The sequence below is a fragment of the Spiroplasma ixodetis genome, assembly GCF_059729505.1.
In genome coordinates this window covers 770,748-783,230 of record NZ_AP038353.1, presented here as the reverse complement: position 1 = coordinate 783,230, position 12,483 = coordinate 770,748, and the positions used below count along the sequence as shown (strand labels likewise).

Genomic DNA, 12,483 nt, shown 5'->3' with positions numbered 1-12,483 from the left:
GTAATGAAAATTTAGAAAATATACAATTTGAACAAATAACTACATGAAATAAATATTTACAAAAAGAAATTAACAGTAATACCACTAATTATTTTTTTGACAAAAAAAGAAGAAGTAATACTTTTTATTATTTTCTATTTTTTATTAACTTTGTATCATTCTAATTCTAAATCTTGTGCAACATCCATAACTACTTCTGACATTGTTGGATGTGGATGACAAGAAGAGGCTAATTCAACAATAGTACCTTCTGTTTGCATAATATTAACAATTTCAGCAATTATATCAGTAGCCGTTGAACATAAAATATGAGCACCTAGGATTTCTCCATATTTTTTATCAATAATTATTTTAACAAAACCATCAGTCTCACCATCAGCCAATGCCTTACCATTAATAGTAAATGGTATTTTCTTCATCAAATATTCTTTACCTAAAGATTTACATTCAGTTTCAGTTAAACCAACACTTGCCACTTCTGGGAATGAATAAATACAACTAGGCATTTTATTATAATCTACTTCTTGCTCTTTCAATGGATGATTATCAGCATCCGTTCTACCTTCTTTAACTAAAATATTATTAAGCGCTGCTAATCCTTGTTTTCATGCAACGTGAGCAAGCATTCTTTGACCATTAGCATCTCCAATTACATATATATTATCAATAACATTATTGTTAGCATCTAAAACTTCCAATTTATTATTTACGGCAAATGCTTGATTAGGCTTAATTTGAATTCCCAAATTAGTAAAACCTTCAGTAATCGGTGTTCTTCCAGTACTTAATAAACAATAGTCACTAGTTACTGTTAATGGTTTTTTATGTTCTTTATCGGTTGCAGCATAATAAGTTAAAGTTTTATTATTAAATTCATTAACACTATGACCAGTAATAATATTAACACCATTTTTTTCAAGAATTTTAGTTAAAGTTGTGCTAATATCTTCATCTAGTAATGCTAAAATACGATCTAAATATTCAATAATAGTAACTTTAGTACCAAGTGTACTAAATAAACAAGCAAACTCAATTCCAATAACACCACCACCAATAATAGTTAGTGTTTTTGGAACTTCTTTTAAAGAAAGAATTTCAGTCGAAGTTAATAATGTTTGGTTTGTTTTTAAATCTTTTTCACTTAAACCTTGTGGACCATTAGGATTATCAAACATTTTTACTTTTGAACCAGTAGCAATTATCATATATTTAGTAGTATATTTCTTTTCTTTACCATCTTTATCTTTCACTAAAATCGTATTTTTATCAATAGCACTTCCAATCCCTAATAATTGTTCTACTTTATTAGATTTCATTAAAAAGCCAACACCACCAGTTAAACCTTTAACAACAGCAGCTTTACGATCTTGCATTACTTTTCAATTAATTTCAATATTTTTTTTATCTTTAATAGAAACACCATATTTATCAGCATTTTCAATATAATGAAAAACTTTTGCACCCTTTAGTAACGTCTTAGTAGGAATACATCCAACATTTAAACAGACTCCACCTCAGTTATCTTTTTCAACAATTGCAGTTTTTAAACCCATCTTTGCTGCTCGAGCCGCTGTTACATAACCACCAGGGCCTGCTCCGATAATTATTAAATCAAAATCATAGTTAGACATTTTTTACATTTTCTCCTTAAGCTAAAATTAATGTTGGATTTTCTAATAACTCTTTAAGTCGAGAAAGGAAATAACCAGCAGGTGCACCATCAATAACACGATGATCAATTGAAAGTGATAATGGAAAGAACTTATGTTCAACAATTTTACCATCAGCAATAATTAGTTTTTTTTGCATCATCCCTAGACCCAAAATTGCTACCTCTGGATAATTAATAACTGGTGTTCCCATTTCAATTCCTGCTGAACCAAAATTAGTAATGGTAAATGATCCACCTTGCATTTCATCACCTTTTAATAGCCCCTTACGAGCTTTATCACCTAATGAATTAACTTGTCTTGCTATTTCAAATAATGAAAGTTGATCAGCATTTTTAATAACAGGAACTACTAAACCCTTTTCAGTATCAGCTGCCATACCAATGTTATAATATTTTTTAACAAGAATTTCATTATTAGCCATGTTGAAAGTTGAATTAAGTAATTTAAATCGTTCTTCTTTTAACGCTTTAGCAACAGCCTTTACAAAGAATGGCATAAATGTTAATTTAGCACCACCATCTGGATCTTTTTTCGCTGGTTCTTTTAAAGTTGCACGTAATTGTACTAAGTTTTCAGCATCAACATTAATCATTAAACTAACATGTGGTGCTGTATAAATTGACAATGACATTTGATTAGCAACAGCCTTACGAATTCCTGATAATGGTAAATGTTCAATATTACCAAAACTTTCGATTTTAGTAACATTAATACCTTGTGAACTAATAGTTGTCGCAGAAACTGAAGATATTGAATTAATAGGTGTTGTTGATGCAGTAGCACTAGTTGTTGTACCACCATTCTTGGCATTTAATAAATCATCTTTTAAAATTCTACCACGAGGACCAGTTCCTTTAATTGTTCCCATATCAACACCTAAGTCACGAGCCATTCTACGTGCTAATGGTGTTGCTAATACTTTACCCGTTTGTTGAATAGGTTGCACATTTTGTTTTGGTAATTCAACTGGTGATACTGTAGATTTACTAGCAACTGATTCAGATTTTGGTGAAGAAGGACTTTTATTATCACTAATCGTTCCACCAAACTCAACAATAACAGCACCTGATTTAATACTATCTCCTTCTTTAACAAGAATCTTAGAAACTTTACCATCCGCTTCGGATTTAATACTATCTGAAGCTTTATCTGCTTCAATATCAACAACATTATCACCTTTTTTTACATTATCTCCAACTTTAACATGAATTTGAGTTACAGTAACTTCATCGATTCCATCCATATCTTTAAACTTCAATTCCATTTTTTCACTTTCCTTTCTTTAAACAACTAACTAAACTGGATAATTCATCATTAGTTTAACTTTTTTTATAATTTTATCTGGACTAATTATAAATCATTTTTCACCTTTAGACAGTGGAACAGTAATATCATAACCTGTTAATCTTGTTGGAGGACATTCTAAATATTCAAAACACTTTTCATTAACAACGGTAATAATTTCTGAAGCAACTGAAAATGAACGAACCGCTTCTGAAACAACTAATAATCTTCTTGTTTTTTTAACAGAATTAACAACTGTTTCTTCATCTCATGGTTGTAATGTTTGTAAATCAATTAATTCAATTTTAAAATTTTCTTTTTCTTCTAAAATTTTAACAGCAGCTTCACAATCATAAACTTTTGAACCATAAGTTACAATCGTTAAATCAGGTTTTTCTTCAGACTTATATTCTTTAAGAACTTTAGCTTTACCAAGAACAGCCACTTCATAACCATCACTAACTTCTTCTCTAACATCATATGTATAATTATTGCTAGTATAACTATTGAAATAAGTTCCTAAACATTCTAAAACAATAACAGGATCTGGACTTTCAATTGCTGCCAATAATAATTTTTTAGTATCATTAGGTTTTGAAGTCATAACTACTTTTAAACCTGGAATATGACAAAATAAAGCTTCAATTGCTTCTGAATGATGCTCCAAAGCACCATTATTACCATTATTTCAATCATATGAAGGCATACGTACTACCATTGGACAAGTGAATCTACCACGAGAACGATTTCTCATTCGTGCAGCATGACATAACAATTGTTGAAAAGCAGGGAAAGCAAATCCTGAAAATTGCATTTCAATAATTGGATTTAAACCATTAATTGCCATTCCAACGGCACTACCAGCAATAACTGTTTCAGCAATTGGTGCATCAAAACAACGATTAACTCCGAATTTTGCTTGTAAACCTTTAGTTGCTCGAAAAACACCACCAACATTACCGGCATCTTCACCATAAACAACAACATTAGGTTTTTTTTTCATTGCTAATTCTAAGGCTAAAGTAATAGCTTGCACATTATTTCTTTTCATAATTATTTTTTCTCTCCTTCATTGAAGAAAAATTTTGCTTCTGCTTTTTGTTCTATTAATTGTGGTGTTAATTTTTCATATGTATAATCAAATATTTCATCAATTGAAACATTTTCATTTTTTAATGCTCAAGTAATTGCATCATTAACTTTTTTAGTAATTTGTTTATCTAATTCTGCTTGTTTCTTGTCATCTCAAAGTTTAATTGATTTTAAATATTCTCTAATACGATCAATTGGATCTTTTTTTAATCATTCTTGTTCAATTTTATAATCTTCAGCAGAAAAATAATCTTTTTTAATATCAAAAGCAGAATGCGCATTTTGACGATAAGTAACAGCTTCAATTAATGAAGGACCATTACCTTTATTTGCTCTTTCAATTGCTTCTTGTGTAGCATAATAAACAGCAAAAAAATCATTACCATCAACACGAATATTAGGTACGCAAAATGCTGTTCCTTTTTGTGCAAAAGTTGGACTCATTGTTGCTTTAGCAGTTGGTGTATCTAATGATCACTGATTATTTTCAACAAAGAAAACAACAGCTAATTTATGGATAGCAGCAAAATTAATTGCTTCAGAAAACTCACCTTCAGAAGTACCACCATCACCAATCGTAGTAATAACAATTCCTTTATCTTTTTTATATTTTTCAGCAAAAGCAATACCTGTTGCATGTGAATATTGAGTAGCAATTGGAATATTAACTGGTAAAATATTAACACCTTTCGGCATTTGACTTCCCATTTCATTTCCTAATCAATATTGAATTACTTTTTCAACTGGATATCCAGCAGTAATTCATGCTGCATTATTACGATAGGCTGGTACTAATCAATCAATACCTGGTCGTAAACAACTAGCATAAGCAACTTCAACACCTTCTTGACCTTTTGAAGATAAAAAGTTAATAACTTTTCCGATTACTTTTGGAATTCCATTTACTAATTTAACTTGTCCTTTTTCATCTTTTTCATAGTTTAATTTCATTTGCATTTGTTCTTGTATTCGTGAAAAACACATGTTTTCATATGCTTTTAATAAAACCTTACTATCAAATTTTTTTAAATAATCAACAAAATTAGGATTAATTACTCCTTTTTCATTTAATATTTGAAAAATTTCTTTTTGGGGATTATCAAATTTCTCAACTCACATTTAAATTTTCCTCCTAAATATTTTAGTTAATTGCAGTTACACTTTTAATTATACTAATTTTTAAAATAATGAATGAACATACCTTTTCATTATACTACTAATAATTGTTGGTTCAAGATAATTTGTACTAAAATATTAATTTATCTCCTGTTTTATTAATATCGTTGTTTATTTATTTTTTACAACATAAAGCCCTAATTTTATTAGGGCTTTATAATAAAATTTATAATCATAAAACATTATCAAGATAATAAATATACAATAAAAATATTTTTATTTAATGTAAGATAAATATTCTTCATATCCTTCTGTAATTATTTCTGATAATGGAATAAAACGTAAAGATGCTGAATTAATACAATAGCGTAAACCGCCTTCTTTTTGTGGACCATCCTTAAAAACATGCCCTAAATGAATATCAGTTTTTTTAGAACGTACTTCAGTATGCTGCAACATTAGGTTAGTGTTATCTTCCTTTTTAAGGATAACTATTTCACTAATTGGTCTTGTAAAACTTGGTCAGCCATGACCAAAATTACATTTATCTGATGATGCAAATAATGGTTCACCTGATAAAATATCGACATAAATTCCCTTTTCCTTATTATCTCAATATTTATTTTTAAAAGGAAGTTCCGTTACTAAATTTATAATGACCTCATATTGTAAAGTAGTTAACTCATTAATAGTTTTAATTTTTCATTTTTGTTTCATATTTTTATTACCTTTTTCTAAACAAAATATTAATTTTTAGTTGAATAATTATTTTCTAACTTTCTTAACTCATCCCTAGTATCTTTAGGTAAACTTTCACCATAATCCATAAGTTTAACCATTTCCTTAAAAGCAACTTTAGGAATAGCTAATTTTTCAATATCTTTTTAAGTAATATGTAAATTAATTTTATCAATTTGCATAGTTTTTATTTTTCTAACAAAATCAGGTTCGGCTACAAAAACAGAAGATAATCATATCATATCCCCATATTCTAAGGCTTTTAAACATTTATCAGGACTATTTATACCACCACTCACAATAACAGGAATACGTTGATTAATGTGTTTATAAACAACTTTATTCACTAATTGATTAAAATATTTCCCCTGAGATTGAACTTTATATTTATATATATTTCTTCCCCAACTGGCTAGTGCTAAATAATCAATTTTAATGCTTATTAATACCTGATCCATGAATTGTAAAAAAATCTTCAATTAGATAACCTATTTCTTGACTTCTAGTTTCTTCAACTGTAGATCGATATCCTAAAATAAAATTTTCACTAGCGTGCTTATCAATTGTTTCTCTTACTGCTTGTAAAATTTCTAATCCCAAACGTGAACGATTTTCTAAATTTTGATTACCATAAATGTCATTTCTTTGATTACTAATTACTGAAAAAAAGCTTGAATTAAAAGTTTTTGTGCTGAAGAAATTTCGACACCATCAAAACCAACTTCAATAGCCCTTAAGGTAACTTTTTGATAATCTTTAATTAATTATTTGATTTGCTTAATACTCAGTTCTTGAACTTCATGTGGAAAAGGATACATAAAAGATCGTTTAGAAGGTCCAACTACATAACCTAAACGATTTAAACTAATTATAGAAAAACGACCTGAATGTTGTGCTAACTGTAAAATAGCTTTTGCACCTTTTGATTTCATAGCATTAGCAACTTCTCATAATGAATCAATATGTTCGTCATTAGCAGCAGAAAAACCAAATTCAAAAATTTGTCCCTCTAAATTAATATAAGCAGCACTAGATATCGCTAAGTATGCACTATGAGCTCTTTTAAGAGCATAATCAATATCTTCTTTAATAGCAAAACCATCATAACTAGAAACATTTAAGGTAATTGGTGAAAATAACTTATAATATTTTTTATTTATGTTAACTCAAAATTAATTGTAACAATTGGTCATTATCTATTTTCTTTAAAAAATATGAATAAATATCCAATTCTTGTAATTTTATTTTTAAATCTTGTTTAATCATTTTAGTACCTTCAAGACCTTTCTCAAAAATAGTTAAATCTTTTGTAGCAAAAAAATCACCACTAATTTTGCAACTTTTAATTTTACCATTATCAATTATTAATGAAATATTCATTGTTCCAATTTCTAAACGTGCTTCACGATTATATTGATAGCGGGGACTTAAACCATAAAACCATTCTCAATTCTTATACTTTTGATCAACTAACTTATCAATTTCTAGTCATTGCTCATTTGATAAAACGTATCGTTCAACATCTGCTATTTTTTCTACATTCATCAATCGTTTAATAATTTCATCTTTAAACTCAAAAATAGTTAATTTTTTGAATTGTTCATTAAGGTGATTTTTTAATTTATCTACTCTTTGATTAATTGATTTAATTCCTTTTGATTCAATTTTTTTACGACTTGGTTTAAGTGCCAAGATCATAGCATCCAAATCAATATCATAAAGTAATGAATAACCACCATAAATAATATTTTCTTCTTTTAACATAGCTGCTCCAGAAACTTTTTTACGATTAATTGTCAAATCATTTTTTCCACTTTGCATGATATTTTTAATCCCCATATCTTTAAGCACTTTTATAATTGTCTTATAGAATTCTTGGTAATTAGCATAAATCTAATTAGTATTAGAATTTAATGGAATTAAAAAACAAAAATTTACTGAATTTGAATCAATAAAAATAGTTCCTCCTCCAGTATCACGACGCACAACTGGAATATTATTTTTATCCAAATATTATTTATTAACTTCAACCTCTGGATTTTGAAAATATCCCAATTGAAGAGGCTTTTTAATAATCTGTGTATCTTTGTTTTACAAAGTTACTAGTTCAGATTAATTCTGCCTTCAAATTTTATCATAAAATGAGCAATTGCTGTATTTCAATTTTGAATGGGCGTTGTTCATTTTTTTTGTTATATTTTCAATTGCTAAGTAAAATATTTTGAAAAATGCCATATCATTTGGAAAAACTTTTTTATTTCTAATAAATTTTCGTAATTGACTATTAACAGATTCAATAGCATTTGTTGTATAAATCACTCTTTTGATTTCTGCAGGATAACTAATAAAAACCATTAAATTATCTCAATTTTTATATCACGATTTAGCAATTTGAGGATATTGTTTATTTCATTTACTTTCAAAAGTTTCTAAAGCTTGCATTGCTTCTTCTTCACTACATGCACTATAAATTAGTTTTAAATCTGTAACTAGTGATTTTTTATGTTTGTATGAAACATATTTTAAACTATTTCTAATTTGATGAACTATGCATAATTGATGTTCGGTTTTAGGATAAACTGATTGTATTGCTTCTGACATTCCTGTTAAATTGTCACTACAAGCAATAAGAATATCATTTAAGCCTCGATTTTTCATTTTTGTGAAATTAGATAATCAAAACTTAGAACCTTCATTTTCACTAATTCATAAACCTAAAAAATCTTTTTTACCTTCTAAATCAACTCCTAATGCTATATAAACTGATTTGTTAATAATGCGTTTATCTTGTGGTACTTTAACTACTATACAATCAAAATAAACAATCTGATAAACACTTTCTAATGGCCGATTTTGTCATGCTTTAACATCATCAATAACATCATCAGTAATTTGACTAATAACACTTTCACTAATATCAGCACCATGATATAACTCTTGTAACTGCATTCTAATATCTGATAAAGTCATGCCTTTGGCATATAATGAAAGAACTTGTTGATCAAAACCATCAAATCTTCTTTGTCTTTTTGAAACTATTACTGGCTCAAAATTACTATTACGATCTCGTGTTACATTAATCTCAATTTTACCTTGTTTGGTTATTAATTTTTTTGAATTTATACCATTGCGAGCATTATCACTATTATTATGTTGATTTTTTTCATATCCTAAATAATTTTGCATTTCAGAATTCAACATTTTTTCAACTAATCTTTTTGTTAATTCTTTATATAAACTTCCCTCTTTAAATACGGTTGTTAAATCCTCAGTATTTTCTAATAATAAATCTACTGCTTTTGATATTGGATCATTATTATTAATATTTTGTTTTTTAGACATACGTAACTCACTCTTTCTAGTTATTTAATTTTATTTACTAGAATTAATTAAACTAGGTTCAATTAAAATCATAATATTCTTCCAATTTTATTAAGTTTGTAAATCAATTTTAATTATCTTCAAGTTCTAAAAATTCTTTTTCAACTACATCTGTTAATTTCAAAATTAAATTATCTTTAGACTTTTTTGAATTGAAAAGAGTTGGATTTTCAATTGCTCTTTGATTATATTCCAAAACCTTTACTGTTAGTGGAATGCGCGCGCATGCAAAATAGCTTTTGAAGCCTCTACTGTTAATACTAAATCATTTTTATTAACTACATCATTTTCTGTATTATATTTAACATAACACGCCATACCCATATCATCTTGTAATTTGGGTGTAGGACTAATTATGTATATATTATCTTTTTTTCTATTATTAAACAATTTGGATTTTTTTTCATTTTTTACCCCCTAAAATAAAATAAGAAATGTTCAATGAATAAATTAAGACTATAGTAACTTTTCTTAACTCTATCTAATTATTATTCATTTCATATTTATTGATAAAATTTTTTATCTCATTAATATAAGTTTGATGAGCATTTGGCAAAGTTTCAACATGACCAATATTTTCTAAAAATAAATAATTATAATTTTTATTATTACCTTTAATTTGAAAATTATGAATAACATTTGACATGAAAAATGGGACAAAATGATCTTTTTTACCATGAATTAATAAGGTAGGAAATTTAAATCCTGTTTTTAGTTTTTTTAATAAATCATATTCTAAAATATTTGTATTTGTAAATTTTTGATATCTTTTAGATATACCATTACTAATTAATCATCAAGGTTTTTTATAACGATATTGCATGACGTAACGAAATTGAACAAGTAAATTAGAGAATCCACAATCAATAATTGCTCAATTAATTGAACTGATTGGTGCATAATTCAACAAATAATAATTAATTGTTGATGCACCCATACTATTACCAATTAAACCAATTGTTTCAACTTGATAATTAGTCTTTAATCAATTAATTAAACAATTAACATCTTGCGCACAAGTAAGACCAGTATCACTATATTGACCATAAGTTTTACCATGAGCAACACTATCAAATGTTAAAATATTATATCCTTCTTGATAAAATCAAGACACTAACCTTAAAGCTAAATATTTATTTTCAGTTCAACCATGAAAACCAATAACTCATTTCTTACTTTTATTTTTTTGAATAACAGCTAAACAACTAATATCTTCATTATTATTATTTTTAATAACAAATTCTTGATAATTTTCTTTTTTTCAATCAATTGGATAACCATATTTATTAAGTTCTTTAATCTTACAATCATAATAATGATAATCAAAACTATTAATATCAACTAATTGATCATCATTAATTTTAATATTTCCTTCTTTTTGATAAGTAAAACAAAATTTAAAAAATTGTTTTTGATATTTTTTTGAATAAAAATAAACAAAAGGAAATAATAAAATAACTAATAAAATTTTGCTAAAAGAATAACAAAATTTTTGATAACCATTCATTAAAATTTCGTCACTAACAAAAACATTTATTACCTTCATTTCCCAGTCTCTCCTATCTAACAAATTTTTATCAAATCCATATTTGATTAAAAAAATAACTAGTTTTATTTCTTATGTACCGTGTCTTTTTTTTGTTACAATCTAATTTTCCTTAAAAAATATTTTTTTTCAAGATCTGTTTTTAAATTTCATAATTTTTCTTTTTTTAATTATAAAAATAATATATTATTCAATTTGTTAAGTATCATTTTTGTTACTATCATTAATTTTTATTAATGATATTTTTTTATGTTATAATTTTTATAAGATTTATATTTAATATTTATTTAATATTTATTTATAAATCATTTAATTTTATTAAAAATTCTGACCAGGAATGATTTTAAATGAATATTTCATATAATTTTTATGTTAAAAAAATTTTTTATGCTTGTTATGTTAAAAATGTTGTTTTACCTATTGATATCATTAGAAATGATAGAAATAAATTAGGTATAAAGAATATTGGATTACGGGTGAGTAAAGTTAATTTAATATCAGTTGGTGTAACTTCACCATTAGTTTTACGATAACCACTATCTGCCATTTTTAATGTTTCTATATCATTATATCAACTAACACTTTTTGAAACTGTAGCACCATTACGATAAAAAATTATTTTTAATTCTTGAATATTTGGATCACTAGCAGTAACTACTTTATAATTAAATTCTTTAATAATTTCGGCCATAACATTATAATCTAAAACTGTACCATTGGGAGCAGCGCCGTTTGGTTCATTATTAATAAATCAACCATCAAAGCCATTATAATTAGCAATATTAATTAAAATATCAACTATTTTATAAGTACCATCACTATTTTTGCTAAGAAAATCTTTTAACATTTCTTTTGTTAAACCATGATATCCATCAAGAAAAAGATTACCAAATATTGGTGTTCCATTAATGTGTGCAATATCAATAACATCAGCTGATGGTGGAACAATTGGCCCTTCAAATCAAGAACCTGATCAATTAATAAAATAATTAGTATATTGTCAATTTAATGGTGTATTTTCAAATAGATTTTTTGTCCCCACTATTGTATTATCAAAAGTACGATGTTTTCGTGTTGAAAATCCTAGTTGATTATAATTAATATTGGCTTTTATCTCCGTTTATGTGATAAAATTTAAAAATAGTACATAAAGGGATAAAAGCCTATTTTAATTTCAAGAAAAAAGAAGATAAAATTCAAAATAATATGTATGATGAAGCTGTTATTAGTGCTTTTAAAGAAAATAAATAAGCTTATGGAACAAGAAGATTAAAAGTTGTTCTAAAAGAAAAGAAAATTAATTTATCAAGACGAAAAATTAAAAAAATTATGAATAAACATAATTTAATATCAAAATACACTAAATTATCATAAAAAAATTATCATAATAAAGTCAATGATAGTCAAATTACTAATCTTGTTAATAGAGACTTTAATAATAGGCTTAAAAATGAAGTTATTGTTAGTGATTTAACTTATGTTCAAGTTAATGATAAATGAAACTATATTTGCTTATTAATCGACCTGTACAATCGCGAAATTATTGGACATAGTGTAGGTACTAAAAAAGATGCATCATTAGTATATCAAGCATTTATGTGCTCAAATCGTTGTTTAAAAAAATATTCAAATATTTCATAGCGATTGCGGTAA

11 protein-coding genes and 4 pseudogenes are annotated in these 12,483 nt (G+C 26.3%); 1 reads left to right on the top strand and 14 read right to left on the bottom strand.

Going from position 1 to position 12,483, the window contains the following annotated elements; all coding sequences use genetic code 4:
* Window positions 1-134: 134 nt before the first annotated feature.
* The 14 genes and pseudogenes from lpdA to AC6I4F_RS05055 all read right to left on the bottom strand — a co-directional run bounded on the left by lpdA (window position 135) and on the right by AC6I4F_RS05055 (window position 11,872).
* Window positions 135-1,631 (bottom strand): dihydrolipoyl dehydrogenase, encoded by a 1,497-nt coding sequence (lpdA, locus tag AC6I4F_RS05120; protein WP_497873009.1) that lies wholly within the window; start codon window positions 1,629-1,631, stop codon window positions 135-137.
* A 16-nt stretch (window positions 1,632-1,647) separates the two neighbouring features.
* Window positions 1,648-2,937 carry a dihydrolipoamide acetyltransferase family protein gene (locus AC6I4F_RS05115; protein ID WP_497873008.1) on the bottom strand — a complete coding sequence of 430 codons (1,290 nt, stop codon included), beginning with the start codon at window positions 2,935-2,937 and terminating at the stop codon, window positions 1,648-1,650.
* A 30-nt stretch (window positions 2,938-2,967) separates the two neighbouring features.
* Window positions 2,968-4,008 (bottom strand): alpha-ketoacid dehydrogenase subunit beta, encoded by a 1,041-nt coding sequence (locus AC6I4F_RS05110; protein ID WP_497873007.1) that lies wholly within the window; start codon window positions 4,006-4,008, stop codon window positions 2,968-2,970.
* 2 nt (window positions 4,009-4,010) lie between these two features.
* Window positions 4,011-5,168: a thiamine pyrophosphate-dependent enzyme gene (locus AC6I4F_RS05105; RefSeq protein WP_497873006.1), complete on the bottom strand. Its 1,158-nt coding sequence runs from the start codon at window positions 5,166-5,168 to the stop codon at window positions 4,011-4,013.
* Between the two features lie 273 nt (window positions 5,169-5,441).
* The gene (gene msrB / locus AC6I4F_RS05100) at window positions 5,442-5,882 is read right to left on the bottom strand and encodes a peptide-methionine (R)-S-oxide reductase MsrB (protein ID WP_497873005.1); all 441 of its coding nucleotides are present in this window, start codon (window positions 5,880-5,882) and stop codon (window positions 5,442-5,444) included.
* A gap of 167 nt (window positions 5,883-6,049) precedes the next feature.
* Window positions 6,050-6,250, bottom strand: a complete 201-nt coding sequence (locus AC6I4F_RS05095; protein WP_497873004.1) for a hypothetical protein — start codon at window positions 6,248-6,250, stop codon at window positions 6,050-6,052.
* Between the two features lie 85 nt (window positions 6,251-6,335).
* Window positions 6,336-6,631: pseudogene (locus tag AC6I4F_RS05090) on the bottom strand (oxidoreductase).
* Window positions 6,632-6,667: 36 nt separating this feature from the next.
* Window positions 6,668-6,835 (bottom strand): hypothetical protein, encoded by a 168-nt coding sequence (locus tag AC6I4F_RS05085; protein ID WP_497873003.1) that lies wholly within the window; start codon window positions 6,833-6,835, stop codon window positions 6,668-6,670.
* Between the two features lie 229 nt (window positions 6,836-7,064).
* Window positions 7,065-7,448: a lipoate protein ligase C-terminal domain-containing protein gene (locus tag AC6I4F_RS05080; RefSeq protein ID WP_497874669.1), complete on the bottom strand. Its 384-nt coding sequence runs from the start codon at window positions 7,446-7,448 to the stop codon at window positions 7,065-7,067.
* Window positions 7,449-7,463: 15 nt separating this feature from the next.
* Window positions 7,464-7,913 (bottom strand): annotated as a pseudogene (locus AC6I4F_RS05075) (lipoate--protein ligase family protein); the annotation flags it as partial.
* A 92-nt stretch (window positions 7,914-8,005) separates the two neighbouring features.
* Window positions 8,006-9,245: pseudogene (locus AC6I4F_RS05070) on the bottom strand (IS256 family transposase).
* A 109-nt stretch (window positions 9,246-9,354) separates the two neighbouring features.
* Complete coding sequence (locus AC6I4F_RS05065; protein ID WP_497873002.1) at window positions 9,355-9,480, bottom strand: hypothetical protein; 126 nt, start codon at window positions 9,478-9,480, stop codon at window positions 9,355-9,357.
* Between the two features lie 285 nt (window positions 9,481-9,765).
* On the bottom strand, window positions 9,766-10,830 hold the full coding sequence (locus AC6I4F_RS05060) for an alpha/beta hydrolase (RefSeq protein ID WP_497873001.1): 1,065 nt from the start codon (window positions 10,828-10,830) through the stop codon (window positions 9,766-9,768).
* 394 nt (window positions 10,831-11,224) lie between these two features.
* Complete coding sequence (locus AC6I4F_RS05055; RefSeq protein WP_497873000.1) at window positions 11,225-11,872, bottom strand: endo-beta-N-acetylglucosaminidase; 648 nt, start codon at window positions 11,870-11,872, stop codon at window positions 11,225-11,227.
* Window positions 11,873-12,096: 224 nt separating this feature from the next.
* On the opposite strand from AC6I4F_RS05055, the pseudogene AC6I4F_RS05050 reads away from it, so the two are divergent.
* Window positions 12,097-12,204: pseudogene (locus tag AC6I4F_RS05050) on the top strand (hypothetical protein); the annotation flags it as partial.
* Window positions 12,205-12,483 lie beyond the last annotated feature (279 nt).